At 36.5% G+C, this 20,156-nt stretch carries 22 protein-coding genes; all 22 read right to left on the bottom strand.

The features are described 5' to 3' along the window. Nucleotides 1-67: 67 nt before the first annotated feature. Nucleotides 68-424 carry a cytochrome c550 gene (gene cccA / locus AC2CGR_RS16570; RefSeq protein WP_000828141.1) on the bottom strand — a complete coding sequence of 119 codons (357 nt, stop codon included), beginning with the start codon at nucleotides 422-424 and terminating at the stop codon, nucleotides 68-70. Nucleotides 425-809: 385 nt separating this feature from the next. Continuing rightward, nucleotides 810-1,937 (bottom strand): RNA polymerase sigma factor RpoD, encoded by a 1,128-nt coding sequence (gene rpoD, locus AC2CGR_RS16565; RefSeq protein WP_000764060.1) that lies wholly within the window; start codon nucleotides 1,935-1,937, stop codon nucleotides 810-812. A gap of 59 nt (nucleotides 1,938-1,996) precedes the next feature. Then, nucleotides 1,997-3,793 carry a DNA primase gene (gene dnaG / locus AC2CGR_RS16560; protein WP_000528216.1) on the bottom strand — a complete coding sequence of 599 codons (1,797 nt, stop codon included), beginning with the start codon at nucleotides 3,791-3,793 and terminating at the stop codon, nucleotides 1,997-1,999. Between the two features lie 353 nt (nucleotides 3,794-4,146). Beyond that, nucleotides 4,147-4,278, bottom strand: a complete 132-nt coding sequence (locus AC2CGR_RS16555; RefSeq protein ID WP_087965954.1) for a hypothetical protein — start codon at nucleotides 4,276-4,278, stop codon at nucleotides 4,147-4,149. 367 nt (nucleotides 4,279-4,645) lie between these two features. Continuing rightward, nucleotides 4,646-5,458, bottom strand: a complete 813-nt coding sequence (locus AC2CGR_RS16550) for a pyruvate, water dikinase regulatory protein (RefSeq protein WP_000368943.1) — start codon at nucleotides 5,456-5,458, stop codon at nucleotides 4,646-4,648. Between the two features lie 29 nt (nucleotides 5,459-5,487). Next, the gene (ccpN, locus tag AC2CGR_RS16545; RefSeq protein WP_000583759.1) at nucleotides 5,488-6,120 is read right to left on the bottom strand and encodes a transcriptional regulator CcpN; all 633 of its coding nucleotides are present in this window, start codon (nucleotides 6,118-6,120) and stop codon (nucleotides 5,488-5,490) included. Between the two features lie 107 nt (nucleotides 6,121-6,227). Continuing rightward, the gene (gene recO / locus AC2CGR_RS16540; RefSeq protein ID WP_000487010.1) at nucleotides 6,228-6,974 is read right to left on the bottom strand and encodes a DNA repair protein RecO; all 747 of its coding nucleotides are present in this window, start codon (nucleotides 6,972-6,974) and stop codon (nucleotides 6,228-6,230) included. A gap of 33 nt (nucleotides 6,975-7,007) precedes the next feature. Next, nucleotides 7,008-7,151 (bottom strand): YqzL family protein, encoded by a 144-nt coding sequence (locus tag AC2CGR_RS16535; RefSeq protein ID WP_000883924.1) that lies wholly within the window; start codon nucleotides 7,149-7,151, stop codon nucleotides 7,008-7,010. 176 nt (nucleotides 7,152-7,327) lie between these two features. After that, nucleotides 7,328-8,233, bottom strand: coding sequence for a GTPase Era (gene era, locus AC2CGR_RS16530; protein WP_087965953.1), 906 nt, complete (start codon nucleotides 8,231-8,233; stop codon nucleotides 7,328-7,330). Then, nucleotides 8,226-8,624: a cytidine deaminase gene (locus AC2CGR_RS16525; protein WP_001086294.1), complete on the bottom strand. Its 399-nt coding sequence runs from the start codon at nucleotides 8,622-8,624 to the stop codon at nucleotides 8,226-8,228. The genes era and AC2CGR_RS16525 overlap by 8 nt, the downstream gene beginning before the upstream one ends. 99 nt (nucleotides 8,625-8,723) lie before the next feature. Further along, on the bottom strand, nucleotides 8,724-9,077 hold the full coding sequence (locus tag AC2CGR_RS16520; RefSeq protein ID WP_078417922.1) for a diacylglycerol kinase family protein: 354 nt from the start codon (nucleotides 9,075-9,077) through the stop codon (nucleotides 8,724-8,726). After that, the gene (gene ybeY, locus AC2CGR_RS16515; protein WP_000054692.1) at nucleotides 9,074-9,544 is read right to left on the bottom strand and encodes an rRNA maturation RNase YbeY; all 471 of its coding nucleotides are present in this window, start codon (nucleotides 9,542-9,544) and stop codon (nucleotides 9,074-9,076) included. The genes AC2CGR_RS16520 and ybeY overlap by 4 nt, the downstream gene beginning before the upstream one ends. Then, nucleotides 9,541-11,685 (bottom strand): HD family phosphohydrolase, encoded by a 2,145-nt coding sequence (locus tag AC2CGR_RS16510; RefSeq protein ID WP_484481004.1) that lies wholly within the window; start codon nucleotides 11,683-11,685, stop codon nucleotides 9,541-9,543. Before AC2CGR_RS16510 ends, ybeY begins: the two co-directional genes overlap by 4 nt. A gap of 193 nt (nucleotides 11,686-11,878) precedes the next feature. After that, nucleotides 11,879-12,838: a PhoH family protein gene (locus AC2CGR_RS16505; RefSeq protein ID WP_000840516.1), complete on the bottom strand. Its 960-nt coding sequence runs from the start codon at nucleotides 12,836-12,838 to the stop codon at nucleotides 11,879-11,881. Between the two features lie 3 nt (nucleotides 12,839-12,841). Beyond that, nucleotides 12,842-14,041, bottom strand: coding sequence for a sporulation protein YqfD (gene yqfD / locus AC2CGR_RS16500; RefSeq protein ID WP_087965951.1), 1,200 nt, complete (start codon nucleotides 14,039-14,041; stop codon nucleotides 12,842-12,844). A gap of 176 nt (nucleotides 14,042-14,217) precedes the next feature. Beyond that, nucleotides 14,218-14,511 carry a sporulation protein YqfC gene (yqfC, locus tag AC2CGR_RS16495; protein ID WP_000732265.1) on the bottom strand — a complete coding sequence of 98 codons (294 nt, stop codon included), beginning with the start codon at nucleotides 14,509-14,511 and terminating at the stop codon, nucleotides 14,218-14,220. 108 nt (nucleotides 14,512-14,619) lie between these two features. After that, the gene (locus AC2CGR_RS16490; protein WP_000054573.1) at nucleotides 14,620-15,063 is read right to left on the bottom strand and encodes a GatB/YqeY domain-containing protein; all 444 of its coding nucleotides are present in this window, start codon (nucleotides 15,061-15,063) and stop codon (nucleotides 14,620-14,622) included. A 15-nt stretch (nucleotides 15,064-15,078) separates the two neighbouring features. Then, complete coding sequence (gene rpsU / locus AC2CGR_RS16485) at nucleotides 15,079-15,252, bottom strand: 30S ribosomal protein S21 (protein ID WP_000048061.1); 174 nt, start codon at nucleotides 15,250-15,252, stop codon at nucleotides 15,079-15,081. A gap of 429 nt (nucleotides 15,253-15,681) precedes the next feature. Next, a complete protein-coding gene (mtaB, locus tag AC2CGR_RS16480) occupies nucleotides 15,682-17,034 on the bottom strand; it encodes a tRNA (N(6)-L-threonylcarbamoyladenosine(37)-C(2))-methylthiotransferase MtaB (protein WP_000108686.1) in 1,353 nt (450 codons plus the stop codon). Between the two features lie 6 nt (nucleotides 17,035-17,040). Next, on the bottom strand, nucleotides 17,041-17,790 hold the full coding sequence (locus AC2CGR_RS16475; protein WP_001190163.1) for a 16S rRNA (uracil(1498)-N(3))-methyltransferase: 750 nt from the start codon (nucleotides 17,788-17,790) through the stop codon (nucleotides 17,041-17,043). A 144-nt stretch (nucleotides 17,791-17,934) separates the two neighbouring features. Beyond that, nucleotides 17,935-18,873: a 50S ribosomal protein L11 methyltransferase gene (gene prmA, locus AC2CGR_RS16470; protein WP_000872108.1), complete on the bottom strand. Its 939-nt coding sequence runs from the start codon at nucleotides 18,871-18,873 to the stop codon at nucleotides 17,935-17,937. A gap of 28 nt (nucleotides 18,874-18,901) precedes the next feature. After that, entirely contained in the window at nucleotides 18,902-20,017 is a 1,116-nt protein-coding gene (dnaJ, locus tag AC2CGR_RS16465) for a chaperone protein DnaJ (protein WP_000043936.1), read from the bottom strand. Nucleotides 20,018-20,156: the final 139 nt, after the last annotated feature.

Genomic DNA, 20,156 nt, shown 5'->3' with positions numbered 1-20,156 from the left:
CATCGTATTTTAGAAAATATAGAAAAACAAGCCCTTTGCATAAGCAAAAGGCTTGTCATACGGAACTTTATTTTTTCTTCGATAACCAATCAGCTACTTTAGCGGCTTGATCAGCTGGAACTATATTGGCAGGCATATTCCCTTTTCCTTTCGAAAGAATTTCTTTAATTTCATCCTTTGAAAGTTTTCCACCAATTTTTTGTAAATTAGGTCCTACCGCCCCTTGTAACTGATCACCGTGGCAGCTCGTACAGCTTTGCTTCACAATATCCTCTGGCTTGGATGCTGTTTGTGCTGGCTTCCCACCATTTTTTGCATCAGCTAACTCTTTAGATTTATTTAGCCCCTGAAATGAAAATACAAACATAACGATAATACCCAATGCTGCAATAAGAGCGAACGGAATCAGCGGATTACGTTTCATATCTCTTCTCCCCCCTCTATACCCCTAAATAGTTAGATGATTCAGTCATTTCCATTGTACTTGAAAACGCTCTATCAGAAAAGAGTAAACTACTAATCGTTAAAAATATTCCATAAATTCAGTTTATTGTTTTTTATTGTTATGTCGCTTATTATTTCGATAATTATTAACGTTTCTCATCATATTTTTCACTTTTCTACATATATTTTTGTATAAAATAAACAAAATTAATCGAAAAATCGAAAAATGAGCATTTGCAAATCAAAAGACAATTCTGTAAAATAAATTACAAGAAATTGTAATCGTTGCTGACAGCTAAAGTTTAACAAAAATTAACAAAATAAAAAAGTTTACTTCACAAAGGTGAAGTAAACTTAAAGGTAGCCTATTCTAAGAAATCCTTAAGACGCTTACTACGGCTTGGATGTCTCAATTTACGAAGTGCTTTTGCTTCAATTTGACGGATACGTTCTCTCGTTACGCCGAATACTTTCCCAACTTCTTCAAGCGTACGAGTTCGTCCATCATCTAAACCAAAACGAAGACGTAGAACATTTTCTTCACGATCTGTTAGTGTATCTAACACATCTTCTAATTGTTCTTTTAGCAATTCATACGCTGCATGGTCCGCAGGCGATGTTGCTTCTTGGTCTTCAATGAAATCACCTAAATGGGAGTCATCTTCTTCACCAATCGGTGTTTCAAGAGAAACTGGCTCCTGTGCAATTTTCAAGATTTCACGTACTTTTTCTGGAGCAAGATCCATTTCTTCACCAATCTCTTCAGGAGATGGTTCACGTCCTAAATCTTGTAATAATTGACGTTGTACACGAATTAACTTATTAATCGTTTCAACCATATGAACTGGGATACGAATTGTTCTTGCTTGGTCTGCAATCGCACGTGTAATTGCTTGGCGAATCCACCAAGTTGCATACGTACTAAATTTGAAACCTTTACGATAATCGAACTTTTCAACCGCTTTAATTAGACCCATATTCCCTTCTTGGATTAAGTCTAAGAAAAGCATACCACGGCCCACGTAGCGCTTTGCAATACTTACTACAAGACGTAAGTTTGCTTCTGCAAGACGACGTTTCGCTTCTTCATCGCCTTCTTCAATACGCGTTGCAAGTCGAATTTCTTCTTCTGCAGATAGTAAATCTACACGACCAATTTCTTTTAAATACATACGAACAGGATCGTTGATTTTAACCCCTGGTGGTACACTTAAATCATTGAGGTCGAATTCTTCTTCCGATTTTGCTATTTGGCGATTATTAGGGCCTTCGTCGTTGTCATTGTCGCCAACTAAGTCAATCCCTTGTTCACCTAAATATTCATAGTATTCATCCATTTGATCGGATTCAATTTCAAATCCATTCATGCGTTCTGCAATCTCTTCATATGTAAGAACGCCACGTTTTTTTCCGAGCTCAGTGAGTTGTTCTTTCACTTGCTCAAGGGTCATTTCAGTTTCAATTTGTTTAGAACGAGCTGGTTTGTCAGCCATCTGTTCCCCTCCTTACGCGAGATACAAACATTCATTATACTAAAAATTTATCAAAAAAGCTATTTTCTCGCTTTTTGATTTTGTAAATATGCTACATAATATTTAGCAGCCTCTACAGGATCTGTTTTTTCCATTTGTTTTATCTTGAAGATGATTTCCATCTTTTCAAGTTTTTCTTGATGACGTCTAAGCGTCTCCAAATGGCCTTGTAACACTTCTTCTGTGTATTCTGGATTAATAAATTCATCCGTCGAAATATCAGTAATAATATTTTTCAACTTTTCATCAGAGAGCCAACTTAAAAATGTTCCGACTGAAGGTTCATTTCCCTTTTCATAATATGCGTATAGTTCATATAAAATCCCTTTATGTTCTTCTGTATGAAAATCTTCTATGTGGGATTCCATACGAACAGCCACTTCTGGACTTTGCAACATATGGTAAATAATTTCTCTTTCTGCCCTTTCAAAACCTGTTAACTTCGGTTTTGTTTGAACAATTTGAGACGGCTTAGAAACCTGCTTTACTTGTTTTTGCTGTACCTTTTGTTCTTTGCGATATTGGTGCAATTGATTCAAAAGTGTTTCCATTGAATACGAAAATTCTTGCGATAATGACTTCAAATATGATTCTGCCTGCATCGCATCCTGTAACAACGATAACTCTTTTAAAACACTTTTCACATACTCTTCTTTGCCCGACTCATCTTGCAAATTTTTCCCTAAACGCAAATAATTTATTTTAAAACCAACAAAACTTATACTTGATTTCACAAGATTTTCAAAAGCAGTTGTCCCATATTGTTGCACATATTCATCAGGATCAAGCTTATCTGGCAAGGATGTAACTTTCACTTGGCAACCAACTTGCAACAATAATTGCCCTGCTTTCATCGTCGCTTCTCGCCCTGCTTTATCACCATCATAGCAAAGAACAACAGTTTCAACGTTACGTCGCAGAAGTTTTGCTTGTTCTTCAGTTAAAGCTGTTCCCATTGTCGCAACAGCTTCTTCCACACCACTTTTTACCGCAGCTAGTACGTCAGCATACCCTTCAAAAAGGACCACTTGCCCACGTTTTCTAATAAACGGCCTTGCTTGGTGGAAGTTATACAACAATTTACTTTTGTGAAAGATCGGTGTTTCTGGGCTATTTAAATATTTCGGAGTGTCATCTCCTAACGCCCTTCCACTAAACGCTATCACTTTACCTTGTAACGTATAGATCGGAAACATAACTCTTCCACGGAAGCGATCATAATGACTACCATCCTTCTCGCTTCTTATGAGAAGACCAGCTTGTTCCATACTTGACAGCGATAAACCTCTTTTTTGTAAAATTTTCGTTGCTGCATCCCAAGCAGGTGACGCATAACCAATTTCAAACTTCTCAATCATCTCTTTTGTAATACCACGTTTTAACAAATACGAAAGTGCTTCATTACCTTCTTCTGTATTTACTAATAAATGATGATAATACTTTTTCAAAAGTTCATGAGCCTGTTGCATGATGACAGTGTCATCAGATATGTCTTCTTGTTGTCCTTGCCCTGATGTATACTCTGCAACCGCAATTCCATTTCTTTCACCTAGCTTTTGAACAGCCTCGGTAAAAGCCAGCCCTTCCATTTTCATTAGAAAGGAAAATACATTTCCACCTTCTCCACATCCGAAGCAATGAAAAATTTGCTTATCAGATGAAACAGAGAATGAAGGAGAATTCTCACCATGAAACGGACAAAGGCCGAAATAGTTACGTCCCTGTTTTCTAAGTTGAACGTATTCACCAATCACTTCGACGATATCGGATGATGTTCGAATCTGTTCAACAACTTCTTCAGGAATTCTGTTCCCCATGACTCCATCTCCGTGTCGTATTTTGTATTCGATATAAATTAAAAAATTCCTTTATAATTCGACAATATTTTTTCTAAACTTATTAGAAAGTGTTGTCGATCATATTATCAAGCGATTTTGCAGACTCTTTTCTGCGTAACTTCGCAGATACGTACCTACTATATAAAATTGTATCCATTTGCTCATCTATTACAAATGTACCTCATGGAGACACTACATATGCACTTTTTCACAAGAAGACTAGCAAGCACGATATCCTATGTGATCACGAGATCTGTTTCTTTTGCATGTTGATACATATAAAGAAATCAACTTTTGCTTATTCAGCATCTACATAGATCCAAATTCCCTTGCTACTTCCTTAAACGATGAGCATACGATGTGACAAACAAAATTTTGACATGAAACTCGTTCCAACTTGCACCATTTTCAGCATTCACAGTATATGCATCTGCACCAACTAATACCATATCGATGTTTTGCATATTTCTGTATTCTACATCCCTTCTGCGAATCCTTCCATAATGTGCGTTTTCTTGTATAGATTTTGTCGATTTAACGTAATTACATGTCTTTTCTTAAATCCTATCCCTAGTTTATTCTGAAAAATTAAAGTCTAAACGTAAAATATAGGTTTTTATCACAATTTTTTATTATAATATATTTTCTTCAACTACGCTACATATCCCTTTATTTTTTCATCTTCTATTTCAGGATAGCGAAACCCTAACTTTAACATAATAAAAAGACAGAAGAATATAAGTATAACCACTTCGCTATCATCTATTACGAAATCAGCAGGCACTGTGTTTCTCACGAGCGAAAAAAGCACATTCACCTTTGGTAAATGTGCTAAAACATTTTTTGGTTTTGCACTGCATTCACAATAATGTTAGCTGTTTCTTCAATCGCTTTGTTCGATACATCAATTACTTGACAATTTATTTTACTAACTACATTCTCAAAGTGATCAATCTCTTCTTTAATACGATTAATATTGGCATATGTTGCTCCGTCACTCAGTCCAAGTGATTTCAATCGCTCTTTTCGAATATGATTTAACTTCTCTGGCGTAATTTTCAAACCGAAGCATTTTTCTTTAGCCACTTGATATAATTCTTCAGGCGGATCTACTTCTGGTACGAGTGGTACGTTGGCAACTTTCAAACGTTTGTTATGAGCTAAATATTGAGAAAGTGGTGTTTTTGATGTGCGCGAAATCCCAATTAACACGATATCTGCTTTTAAAATACCACGTGCATCTCTACCATCATCATACTTCACAGCAAACTCAATCGCTTCAATCTTTTTAAAGTATTCTTCATCTAATCTACGAACAACACCAGGCTCATATCTAGGTACTTGCCCTGTAATTTCTTCAATTTGATCGATTAGAGGCCCGATAATATCATATGCCTCTACACCTTCTTTTGCAGCCTCTGTCACTAAATACTGGCGCATGTCAGGCTTTACTAACGTAAAACAAATAAGTGCTTGATTGCTCTTAGCAATCGAAATCACTTCTTTTAATGTCCCTGTATCTTCAACATACGGTACACGTCTAATATCAGGAGCAAATGGGAATTGCCCCATTGCTGCTCGAACAACCAAATCAGCCGTTTCTCCTACAGAGTCAGATACGACATATACGATTTTATTATCCATTACATTACCTCACTTTAAACAAATTACACTTATTCGTTATTTACTAAGTTTACAAACGCACGTGTAATATTTGTTTTTGTAATTCGTCCAACCACTTCTAAACCTTGTTTCGTATCTTTTACAACTGGCATCGCATCAATCTGTCTTTCTATTAATTCCATCGCAATATCATATAAAGAATCTTCTCTACGACACATCGCAATGTTTGGCATCCTTGTCATGATAATATTAACCGGAAGTGAGGTTAAATCCTGCTTTCCTAAGCTAGCTCGTAATAAATCTTTACGAGATACAACACCTACTAATAGAGTCGATTGATCTACAACGAATAATGTACCTACATCCTCTAAAAACATAGTACAAATCGCATCGTATACTGATACATTTTTATCAATTACGACTGGTCTAGATTGATAATCTTGTACTTTAATTTTCTTAACAGCTTCAGATAATAACTGCCCCCCAGTTTTACCCGTATAAAAATAACCTACGCGTGGACGTGCTTCTAAATAACCAGCCATCGTTAAAATTGCTAAGTCTGGTCTTAGCGTTGCACGTGTTAACCCCAATTGCGCAGCAATTGACTCCCCTGTAATAGGACCGTGATCTTTTACAATCTGAATGATATGTTCTTGCCGTTTATTCAGCTCTATGATAATCACCACCTTTAATGCACAACGAAAAAAGTTATACTATCTCTTAAATATTATATACTAAATATGCTATTCGAAAAAGAAAGGATGTAAAAAGGACCGTATACGGCCCCAAATTATATTTGAAACTTATCAAGTTGTTCTAAGAAACGTCTTGATTTCAAATAAATCCCGCAATATTCATCATAATATGTATTCAATACTAAACGCATTTGTTTTTTTGTGCTATCCTTCACTGATACATTGCCAAGTCTATGTAAATCGAAGTGGTAGAAAAGACGCAATAATTTATGAACGGCTTCCCCCACTGGTATACGATACTGATCTTGCTCAGCATGACGTGAGCACAGAAAACCGCCCTCCCTAACAGAGAAGGCGACAAAATCTGTTTCTTGATGACAAATCGCACATGTATCAAAGTATGGGCGCATCCCTAATACCGGAAGCATTTTTGTTTGATAAATTAATGATAATACTTCTGGATCAACACCCTCACACATATAATGCAACGTTTGATATAACATTTCAAATAAATATGGATTATGTTTTTTATCTTCTGTTGCTTTATCAGTTAACTCAACAATAAATGATGCATAAGCAGTTAAAAATATATCCTCGCGAATTTCTTTCATAGTTGAAATAATCTCGCCTTGTTGCAAAGTTCCAAGTCCAGATCCCATTTGAATAAGGAAATGACCATGTGTCATAAGCTGCGAAACAGATGCTAACCGACTTTTCGGTTTTTTCGCTCCTCTTGCCATTGCACTTACCTTACCCAATTCTCTTGAGAATATTGTAACAATCTTGTTCGTTTCTCCGTAATCTGTCGTACGGATAACGATGCCCTCAACTTTTTGAAACATGTTCGTCACCATCCAAGGTTTGAACAAAACGGGTCAAGAAATTGGAGAGTCTAGATGCGCTAGCTCCTCTTCATGTTGATCCATCTCATCGTTTACGTCTTTTTCCATTTCTTTCAAAAGCAAATACGTCTCAATGCTTCCTGTTTTGGAGAAAAACTTCCAGGTAAAATCTAGCATAAGAATCCACCTTTCTCAATAAGCGTAGCCTATAAACCAATTTCCTTTGTTGTTATTAAATTGACCCATTTTGTCCATTTTCATGTGAGAAAAATTTTTCCTAATTTATCAAAACTCGTAAAAACCAATAATCAGCGGATGAACAAAACATCCGCTGATTACAGCTTTACTCTATTTTAATACTCGTCTTCGCGGAAACCAAGGTCACGAAGCTGAGACATTTTATTACGCCAATCTTTTTGCACTTTTACCCATACTTCTAAAAATACTTTAGAACCAAGTAATGCTTCAATATCAAAACGAGCTCGCTTACCGACTTCTTTTAACATCTTCCCTTGTTTTCCGATAATAATCCCTTTTTGCGACGGACGTTCCACAACAATCGTTGCATTAATATAAACTGCCCCGCCCTCGCGTTTTTGAATTGCATCGATAACGACAGCCACAGAATGCGGCACTTCTTCACGTGTTAAATGTAGTACTTTCTCACGAATAAGCTCTGCAATAATAAATCTCTCCGGATGATCCGTTACTTGATTATCTGGGTAGTATTGTGGTCCTTCTGGTAAATACTTTTTAATTGTTCCAATTAACGATTCCACATTATTACCGTCTAATGCAGAAATTGGTACAATCTCTGCAAAGTCATGTAGTTTGCGATATTGATCAATTAACTCTAATAATTGTTCTGGATGAACTTGGTCAATTTTATTAATAACTAAAAATACTGGTTGTTTCGTTTCTTTTAACTTCTCGATGATGAATTCTTCACCACGACCAAAGCCTTCAACAGCATTAACCATAAACAGAACGATATCAACTTCTTTTAATGTCGTTTGCGCCATCTTCACCATGAAGTCGCCTAGTTTATGTTTAGGTTTATGTATTCCTGGTGTATCAATGAAAATTACTTGTGAATCATTTTCTGTATATACACCTTGAATTTTATTACGAGTTGTTTGTGGCTTGTCACTCATAATAGCAATTTTTTGACCAATAATACGATTTAAAAATGTAGATTTCCCAACATTCGGTCTGCCAATAATAGAGACAAAACCTGATTTATAACCTTTTTTATTCATGTAAATCCTCCGCTAAAAATGCTCCTGGTAACAATTCTCCGACTGTTGTCTCTTGAACGTCACCATGTAAATTTGATAGGTATACTTTCGTATCCTGTTTACATAATTCTACCATAACTTGTCGACATGCTCCACAAGGAGGTACTGGACGCTTTGTATCCGCCACAATCGCGATAGCTACAAACTCTTTATCTCCTTCAGAAACCGCCTTAAATAAAGCCGTTCTTTCTGCACAGTTACATAAGCCATATGATGCATTCTCAACATTACATCCACGATATACTTTTCCATCCTGTGTTAATAATGCTGCACCTACTTGAAATTTAGAATATGGTACGTACGCTTGTTTACGCGCTTCGATTGCTTCTTGAATTAATTGTTTACTATTCATATTCCCGCATCCTTCCTGTTCACAGCTGTGAATAGATACACTCTCTTATTAAAGGCCTTTACGGCACCTTCAAAGCTTAATAAAAGCTTTGGAATGCAACTATACCACATACGGTAAAAAGATAATAGCACCAATTATAACGGCTATTATCGCAAACAATAAAACCGCTCCCGCTGCGACATCCTTTGCAACTTTCGCAAACGGATGTATATCGGTAGTCGCTAAATCTACTGTTTTTTCCACAGCCGTATTTACCATCTCTAAGCTCATTACAATTCCTATTACAATAAGTAATATCATCCACTCTACTTTCGTAATATGGAAATAAAAGCCGCAGCATATAACAATGACTGCGGCTACATAATGAATTTTCATATTTCGTTCATGACGAAGACAAAAGAATATACCGACTATAGCATACCCAAAACTATCTATAAGTTTTCCTTTTTTCATCGTCCTAATCCAAATGCTTCTAAAATTTCTTTTTGTCTTCCGAACATTTCTTTTTCATCCTCTTCTGTCATGTGGTCATAACCAAGTAAATGTAAAAAGCCATGTAACGCTAAAAAGCCAAGTTCACGATCAAAAGAATGTCCATACTCTTCCGCTTGTTCTTTCGCTCTCGGAATCGAAATAATAAGATCGCCTAACATACGCGGCATCTCTACACCTACAATTTCCATTTCTCCTTCTCCCATTTCTTCCATAGCAAAAGAAATGACATCAGTAGGCTGATCCTTATCTCGGTAATCACGATTAATCTCGCGAATGCGTTCGTTATCTACAAATGTTACTGATAACTCTGCACCATCCTCTATTTTTTCCATTTGAGCTGCTTTTCCTAATATCTCACGAATTAAATTCACATACTCTTCTTTCACTTCTTCTGTTTCATCAATGAAATCAATTAATAAACTCATTCTTTCTCCTTATCTTCCGGTGGTTCCGGATATGTAATACGCGAATGGAAAATACCATTTAACGTTTCACATAACGTTTTTCCAACGATTTGTAGTTCCTTAAATGTCAAATCACATTCACTAAATTGCCCATCTTGCAGGCGATCTTTAATAATACTTTGTACTAAATTATTAATTTGATCTGGCGTTGGGTGATTCATAGAACGTACCGCTGCCTCAACACTATCCGCAATACCAACGATTGCCGATTCTTTAGAAGTTGCTTTTGATCCCGGATAACGGAACATCTCTTCTGTATATTTTTCTTTATCTTCTTTAATCGCCTTATAATAAAAATATTTCAGGAGCGTTGTACCATGGTGTTGTCCAGCAATATCGATAATTTCTTGCGGAATATGGTATTCTTCGAGCATCTTTACTCCATCGGTTACATGAGCAATGATAATATCTTTACTCGTCACAGGATCTAATTTATCATGCGGATTTTCAATTCCCATCTGGTTTTCAATAAAGAATTGTGGTTGTACTGTTTTTCCTACATCATGATAGTACGCCCCTACACGCGCTAATACACCATTTGCTCCAACTGCTTCACAAGCTGCCTCAGAAAGATTCGCTACCATTACACTATGGTGATATGTGCCTGGCGCTTCTAATAAAATTCTGCGCAACAGCGGATGATTCGGACTTGATAATTCCATAAGCTTCATACTTGATACAATTCCAAGTCCACTTTCTAAATATGGTAATATCCCCATAGCCAAAACGGATGAGATAATTCCTGAAAGGGAAGCCATTAATAATTGGGTACCAATTTCAAGAGGCGAAAAATTCCCATTACGTAATAATAATAACGCCGCCAAGACGACTACATTTAAGATTGAAACGAGTATACCAGCTTGTAAAATCATCGTACGACGATTTTTTTCTCTTAAGAAAATGCTCACTGATAATGAACTTAATAACACATAAATGCCTACACTATAATTTAGTGTACTTGTTACTCCTTCATTAAACATAATACTTCCGCACACAGAAAAAATCATACTTGTTAAAAATACAAATCGATCGCCAATCATTAGTTTTACAAGTATCGTTCCCATCGCAACTGGGACAACATACGCAATTCCTGCATATTCAAGCTTTTGAAACAAACTAATAATTTTCATTAAAACAATCGTGATAGACAAAATTGTAATATACGCTAAAATGTACGGTTTGTCTTCTCTTTTCCGCTGTAAAAATACTTCAAACTGTTTATGCATAAAGTATAGTAACACACCAATGAGCACCGCTAATCCAACATAAGGCTGAAAACTATTACCTTTTTCTAATAAACCGACTAATTTCAACTGATTATACATATCACTTGAAATTGTTTCACCTTCTCTAACAATAACTTGTCCTTGAAGAATATAAACAGGTGGAACTAAATCTTCTTCTGCTTTCTTCTTCTCTTTCGTTACAGCCGGATCATAGAAATAATTTGCTGTAATCGCATATGATCCTAGTGCATTCACAGCTTCTTTCAATCCGCTATTCACATTCAGGCTTTTCATTTCATTAACAAATCGCTCTTTCGCTGCCATTTCTTCGGACATTTTAATATTTCCACCCATGATAACGCTAACAGACGTTAAAGCCGCATTCTTTGCTAATTCTAATTGATCCGGTTCTGCATTAATAAAGTATAATAAATTCTCATCCGATAATTCCTTCGTTAAATTAGATGGCAACTTCTTCTTCAACTTTTCTAATTTATTCGCATCGGTCATCTTTTTTTGCTCTTCAGGTCCAGCAGCTTTCATTTCCTGAATTACTTCATTCACCTTAGCAAAAACATCATTTACAATATCTACTCTATTTTGTTTATATTCACTTCTATATGTATATTGATCCCCGACTTTTTGAGCGGCCTCTTGTTTTTTTCTTTCCGTTATAACCTTATCTTCAATTTTAATAGGAGAATGAATTGTTTTTTTCGCAATAGAATACATCTCAACATCTAATTGCTCTGGTTTCACATTATTCATAAGTGCAAAAAACAGCACTGCCCCTAATAAAACGTAAGAAATCCAACTTAGTTTTTTCGAATGTTGTAAATTACGAAACCACTTAGAAATTTCTTGAGATCTTAACATGATTTCAATACCTTCTCCTCTCTAGAAATAAAGTGAAACTATTTATAGCTTTCATTTCTTCTAGCCAACGATACTTTTAGGTAATATTTTTGTACACCAGTACCTATAGTTTATTTCTCTTATCTTTTATGATAGTAAAAAATATGCCGTTCGCCAACCTTAATACAAAAAGAAATGATCCTGACAAATAGGATCATTCCATTTTATCATATGCCTCAATAATACGTTGCACCAGTGGATGCCTTACAACGTCCGTTTGTTCTAATGTAATGAATGAAAGACCTGATACACCAGATAAAATGTTAGCGGCTAGCGTAAGCCCTGATTTTACCCCTTTTGGTAAGTCTACTTGTGAAGGGTCCCCCGTAATAACCATTTTAGAACTAAAACCTAATCTAGTTAAAAACATTTTTATTTGTGCACCCGTTGTATTTTGCGCTTCATCTAAAATAACAAATGAATCATCGAGCGTACGTCCTCTCATATAAGCAAGAGGCGCGATTTCAATTACACCTCTCTCCATCATACGCTGCGTATATTCTTGTCCAAGAATATCGTGCAGAGCATCATACAATGGACGTAAGTACGGATCTACCTTCTCTTTCAAATCACCTGGTAAAAATCCTAAACTTTCTCCAGCTTCTACAGCCGGTCTCGTTAAAATGATTTTCTTTACATACCCTTGCTTTAAAGCTCTTACAGCCATTACTACAGCTAAGTATGTTTTCCCAGTCCCGGCAGGGCCTATTCCAAATACAATATCATTTTTCTTCATTGCATGAATATATCTTCTTTGTCCCATCGTTTTTACACGAATGGATTTACCTTTTGCCGTTTTAAAGATTTCTTCTTCATATAACTCTTCAAATTGAGCAATTTTCCCTTGTTGTGCGAGCTGAATTGCATACGCAACATCTCTTTCTGTAATTGACACACCTTTTCGAATAACAACAAGTAGTTGTTGTAAGATTTTTTCTACGAGTGTCACAGTTTCAACTGCTCCAGATGCATGAACAGTTTCACCTCTAGTTACAATCGATACATTCAGTTCCCGTTCAATTACTTTCAAATGAGCATCATTGACTCCAAAAAGAGCGATTGCTTCGTTAGTATTTTCCAATTGTTGGTTCATTTCTACTAATTGTTCTGCCATTACTCAGTCTCCTTGAATATCGGATTCGGATATAGGTTGTGGCTCTGCAATATTTTCAATCACAGTATAATGCAATGTGACTTTTAGTTGATCCGCCTCAACCTCTTTACTCAAAATCTTATCACTTACAATCATAGCATGTTCATCCAATTTTTTCTTTAGTTCTTTTTCAGCCATCTCTTTTGCTACTTTCATTGCCTGTTTTTCTGTATATTCTCGGTTCGCCTCTTCCTCTTCTCGCACTATATCTTTTTCGTATGCAATCGGCAGTGTAAAACCAAATAATTTCACATCATGTTTTACACTTTCCGTACGAGAACGTTTATACTTATCATGCTGAAATCCCCATATTTTTATTTTTGTACTCCCAAATTTAAGGTAATGCTCATTATAAGTATTTCCCGTATATACTTGAAATTGTGTCTTCAGTGGTACATTCACCTCTGATGTGTACCACGTTTCTCCATATACAATACCTTTCGCCGAAACAATCGTTGGACTCTCCTCATTACCGTATATCCCTGATACGAGAAGCTGCCCTTTTTCTACATGATCATTTTTTAAAACGACTGGTTTTCCAATTTCAACAAATGTTTTTGTAACAATCGCTTCTTTTTTTGCTACTAAATTTTGCGGCCTTTGTTCTTTTTCTTTTTTCGGCTCATTTTTTTCAACAATTTTAAAATGGTACGTCGTTCCCCTTACTTCTAGTCCTGCCCAAGTAATCGCATTAATATTGTCCGTCAGATGACGTTGTACATCTTCTACACTAGGCATTTGGAATTGTAATTTTCCTTTTTTAATACCCATTTTGTCCAATTCTTTCATCAATATATATTCTGTTTCAGGTTTCGCTCCTGTAATTTCAATTTTCCAAACCATATTCGATAATGCAATCATGCCAAAGAAGAAAATTAAAAAACCAATTAAGAATCCACTATTTTTAATTAAGCGCTTATTCCAAAATGGAAAACCGTAACGCCCAATAAAATATAGTTTACACTCATTTTTTCTATAAATCGGCTTTATTTTTTTCACATCTCGTAATAGCATACAAAAGACTAACGTTTCATCGGCGATTTTCTTAACGTCCCAAACTAATAATTTTCTACGCACACATTCGTTAACGAACCGCTCCGCTCCTCTACCTTCAATTCGTACCTTTACATATCCAAGCCACTTTATAAACCATTTATTTTTCATCTACTACCTTCACTACCTTTCCAAAAGTAGACACACTACTTTTCACTTTAATTAGCAAAATAGCTCGTACGAAAATGAAATAAAGAGTTTTATTTTCCATAAATAGCGGGATAAACTACATAGTAGGGGTAAATCATTAAAATAAAGAAGAAAAACTTCACATACGGAAGTTTCCCTCACTTCTCTTTCTTTTCGTCTTCTAAAAACGTCACTTGCTCAATTATCCCTTCAAGCAAAAGTTCTTCCGGAAGGATTGTTTTAATAACAAAGGACTGCCCCTTAATCAATAATTGACCATGTTTTAACAACAATCTTACTTCTTTATCTGAAAACACTAATAACCCTCGATGATTTTCTATATAGATATGCACTTGCCCAACAAGTGTGATCCGAGGTAGATCCATTAGCACATCCACTGGCAGGTCTATTTGCTTCGTTAACCAATTCTTCATTTGTTCTAATTTTTTCATCTCAAAAGACCCCCTCTCATCCCATATGTATGAAAAAAGAGCTTGTAATATCACGTCCAAACGGAAAAAAAGCATAAAAAAACGTCTCATACGAAATGAGACGTTTTTTTATGCTAATAGCTGGATAACCAGCTTATTCACAAGTGATCCATCTGTTTTACCTTTTACTTTCGGCATAACAGCAGTCATCACCTTACCCATATCTGCTTTAGAAGTCGCACCAACTTCAGAAATAACTTGCTTGATTACATCAACTAGTTCTTCTTCCGTTAATTGCTCTGGCAAATACGCGCTTAAAATCTGAATTTCACTTTGCAGTTTATTAACAAGGTCTTCACGACCAGCTTTTTTAAATTCAAGGAGGGAGTCCTTATGCTGTTTTACTTCACGAGCTAAAACTGTTAGTTCCTCTTCTTCAGTAAGAGTATGCTGTAGTTTAATACCTTCATTTTGTAAAGCAGCCTTAACCATACGAATGACGGTTAATTTTTCTTTTTGTTTATTCTTCATCGCTTGTTTCATATCATCGTTTAAACGACCGAGAAGACTCATAACTTACACCCTCTCTTAGAATTTACGCTTTCTTGCCGCTTCAGATTTCTTCTTACGTTTTACACTTGGTTTTTCATAAAACTCGCGCTTTCTTGCTTCAGCAAGTGTACCAGTTTTAGAAACCGATCTTTTAAAACGGCGAAGTGCATCCTCCAAAGACTCGTTTTTACGAACGACTGTTTTTGACATTCTCTTTCCCTCCCTCCGAAACATCACACTTACATACTAACTTCAGCATGCAAAAAGAAACACTTCTTCAGCATGTCTTTTACGATTATAATACATTTTATCACTTCAGGTCAACTATTTGGCAGAATAAAAGAAGAATAGATGCTCTTCCTTTTTCAAAAACTATGCGGATAGCTGTTATCCTTTCCCCTGAAGGCAACTATATTTTTGTCATTACACCTTTTTCATGCAGGAATGTACGAAACAACTACTCATTTCGTACATTTTCAGTACTTAACTTCTCCACTAAAAAAGAAAGCATGCAAATCGTTTCCGTTTGCATGCTTTTTTATCCCGCTATTTGCCAGGCAGTAAGACCCCCATCTCAAAATTCAACGAAACCAAAGAAGTTAGGTGGGGATTAGGCTGCCCGCTGATTATAGTTTCACTTTATGCGCTTGCTGATTCCTTTTTTACATCATCTTCAAGAACACGAACAAATTGCGCTTCGTTATATGGATAACCAGCTTTTGTGATTTTCACTTTCACTAGTTTACCGATTAATTCTTCCGATCCTTCAAATACAATTTTCAAGTAGTTATCTGTATAACCTACATATAAGCCTTCACGGTCGCCCTCTTTAAATTGTTCTTCTGGAATAATTTCAAGTACTTCTCCTTCAAACTGTGATGCATACTCTTTCGCTAATTGATTAGATAACTCAATTAAACGGTGAACACGATCATTCTTCACATCTTCAGGGACTTGATCTTCCATACGTGCTGCAGGTGTTCCTGTACGTTTTGAGTACGGGAATACGTGTAACTCAGAGAAGCGATTCTCTTTAATAAAATTGTATGTTTCCATGAATTCTTCTTCTGTTTCACCTGGGAAACCAACGATTACGTCTGATGTAATCGCAAGACCTGGTAACGCTTCTTTCAAACGATCTAAGCGCTCTTGGAAAAATTCCATCGTATACTTACGACGCATACGCTTTAATACAGTATTAGATCCAGATTGCAACGGAATGTGTAAATGTCGTACAACTACCTCAGACTTATCTAACACTTCAATTACTTCATCTGAAATCTGACTCGCTTCAATAGAAGAAATACGAAGACGTTTTAATCCGCCTACTTCCGCTTCCATATCACGAAGTAATCCAGCTAAGTTATAATCTTTAATATCTTCACCGTACCCACCTGTATGAATACCTGTTAATACGATTTCTTTATAACCTGCATCTACTAATTGCTGCGCTTGTTTAATAACTTCTTTACCATCACGAGAACGCATTAAACCACGCGCCCAAGGAATAATACAGAATGTACAGAAGTTATTACAACCTTCTTGTATTTTTAAAGATGCACGTGTACGATCCGTGAAGTAAGGTACATCCAGTTCTTCGTATACACGTGTTTTCATAATGTTGCGGACAGCATTAATTGGCTGACGCTCTTTACGGAATTCTTCGATGTATCCTAACATCTTTTCACGATCTTGTGTACCAACTACAATATCTACACCTGGAATCGCCATAATTTCCGCTGGAGATGTTTGCGCATAACATCCCGTTACACAAATAACCGCATCTGGGTTTTGACGAACAGCACGTCTAATAACTTGACGACTTTTCTTATCTCCCGTATTTGTTACTGTACATGTATTAATAACATATACATCAGCTTTCTTTTCATATTCAGTTCTTTCATATCCACCTTGTTTAAACAATTGCCAAATGGCTTCTGTTTCATAGTGGTTTACTTTACAACCTAACGTATGGAACGCAACAGTTGACATTGATCATCACCCCATCAATTCAAAATGATACGAAGCAGCACTTAACGCGTATAACGGCGCCGTTTCTGTTCTTAAAATTCTTGGTCCTAAACTACATGGTACAAATTTATGTTCACGAAGCGCTGTAATCTCTTCCTCAGCTAAACCGCCTTCTGGGCCAAATACAATCAATAGCTTTTGACCTGGTTTCATCATCGTTAAAGCTTTCGCAAAATTAGATTTCTCGCCTTGTTTTGCTTCCTCTTCGTAAGCAACAAGGCAAACATCATACTCACCACTCATTGACAGCAATTGTTTAAACGATGCTGGGGCGTGTACTTCTGGAATTTCACTTCTATGTGATTGTTCCGCAGCTTCTTTCACAATTTTTCTTAAACGCTCAACTTTTTTATCAGCTTTTTTCGCATCCCATTTTACGATAGAGCGAGATGCTTGAAATGGTAAGAATGCAGCTGCCCCAAGCTCAGTTCCTTTTTGAAAAATTAACTCTAGCTTGTCTCCTTTCGGCAGTCCACTTGCAATCGTCACGAAAACAGGAAGTTCACTTGACGTCTCTACCCATTCTACAATAGCCGTATTAATAAATTCACTGGTAATTTCATCAATTGAACATACGGCTGTTTTTCCATTTACACAGCAATAAATGTGATCACCAGCTGACATACGCATCACTCTTGCGATATGATGTACGTCATCACCTACAATGCGAATACTTGTCTCATTTACATATTTCTCTTCTACAAAATAACGTTGCATATAATCACCTTAGTAGAGTTTCGTTCCTTTCGTAAGCCAATACTTACGAAAAAAACGAAACGTTATCATTTTTCATATAACAAACGGCAAGTCCCTCACCTTATAGTGAGAGACTCCCCTTTTCATTATAGACTAAAATCTATATTACGCATTTCGTGCAATAATTGCTACCCAATCTTCCATTCGTAACACTTCTTCAATTGTAAATCCAGCTTTTTCTAGTGCTTCAGAAATTACTTTTTCCTTTGCAGCAATAATGCCCGATGTAATAAATAATCCACCCGACTTCACAACTCTTGCTGCATCTTCAGGGAATAAAAGAATAATTTCTGCTAATAAGTTAGCTACGATTAAATCAACAGGACCTTCAATACCCTCTAAAAGACTATTTTGTCCAACAGTCACGATATCATCTGTTTTATTTAAACGTACATTCATTTCTGCACTTTCAACCGCAACCGGATCTAAATCATATGCTTGAACAGAAGACGCACCTAGTTTTGCTGCTGCAATACTCAGTACACCAGAACCTGTTCCTACATCAATGATCGTGTTACCTGGCTGCACTGTTTTTTCTAAAGCACGGATACACATCGTTGTTGTTGGATGAGTTCCTGTCCCAAACGCCATACCTGGATCTAATTCAATAATTTTTTCTTCCGGAGAAGATGGTGTATATTCTTCCCAAGTCGGTACAATTGTGAATGTATCAGAAATTTGTACTGGATGGTAATATTTTTTCCAAGCAGTAGCCCAATCTTCTTCATTGACTTCGTTAACGGTAATATTTCCAGTACCAATTTCGATGTCGTAAGATGGAAGCACATCAATAGATGATTTTACACCTGCAATTGTTTCATGTAAAGAATCCGTTTGCGGGAAATATGCTTTTATTAACACACCTTCTGCCGGATACTCATCTGGGTTCAATGCATAAATTTCACCATATTGTTGCTCGCGCTCTTTCGTCAACTCCGCTGGGTCCTCAATCGCAACTCCACTAGCACCAGCTTCATGTAAAATATGAGAGACAGCTTCTACTGCTTCTTCTGTTGTATGAATACTAATTTCTGACCATTTCACAATTTACCAACTCCATTTTTTATTTCCATTATTCCCCTTTGAAAGCACGTTTAAGCTTTCCGAATAAACTATCATCCTGCTCTTCTTGTCCTGCAAATTCACGTAATAAATCTTTTTGATGTGAAGTTAATTTCGTCGGTACAACAACACGCACGACTACATATTGATCTCCTTGACCGTATCCACGTACGTTCGGAGCACCTTTTCCTTTTAAGCGGAATTCTGTTCCTGTTTGTGTTCCTGCTGGAATTTTCAGCTTCACTTTACCATGAACAGTAGGAACTTCTACTTCAGCACCAAGTGCCATTTGCGCAAACGTTAATGGCATTTCGCAAATAATGTGATCTCCTTCACGCTCAAAGAATTCATGACTTCTTACATGAACAACAACATATAAATCTCCTGCTGGCCCACCATTTACGCCCGCTTCACCTTTTCCAGATACACGGATTTGTTGACCATTATCGATACCTGCTGGAATTTTAACGTTAATTTTTTTACGTTTACGTACTTTACCAGAACCGTGACATGTCGTACATTTTTCTTTAATCATTTGACCAGTTCCTGAACAATGGCCACAAGCTTGACGATTTACAATACGACCAAACGGTGTATTTTGTTCTACACTTACTTGACCTGATCCTGAACAATGTTTACATGTTTCTTTTGAAGTTCCTGGTTTTGCTCCGCTACCTTTACAAGTATCACATGGATCTTCTACAGGAATCTCGACATTTAACTCTTTACCAAAAATCGCTTCTTCAAAATCTAAAGTGACTTGATATTGTAAGTCAGCACCTTGACGCGGAGCATTTGGATCACGACGTCTGCCGCCACCGCCACCAAAGAATGAACTAAAGATATCTTCAAAACCGAAGCCACCGCCGAAGTCTCCGCCGCCGCCAAAGCCACCGAAACCTTGATTTGCACCAGCATGACCAAATTGATCATATTGCGCACGCTTTTGATCGTCGCTTAATACTTCGTATGCTTCTTGTACTTCTTTAAACTTTTCAATTGCATTTTCTTCTTTACTTACGTCTGGATGGTATTTTTTAGCCAAACGACGATAAGCTTTTTTTATTTCATCTTTTGAAGCACCCTTGCTAAGTCCAAGGACCTCATAATAATCTCGTTTACTCATAAATTTACAACCCCCGAATCTTTCACATAAACGTAATTTTAACACCGAAAGAAAGTGCTTTGCAACAAAGTTTCCTCACTTACAGTATGCAAAGTAAAAAACTTAAGAACCTCACACTTTTCTCCTCATTCGTGAAAAA

This window comes from Bacillus sp. LSHTCR4, assembly GCF_057197025.1.
The sequence above is the reverse complement of the archived record's forward strand: the minus strand, read 5'-3'. Positions and strand labels throughout refer to the sequence as shown.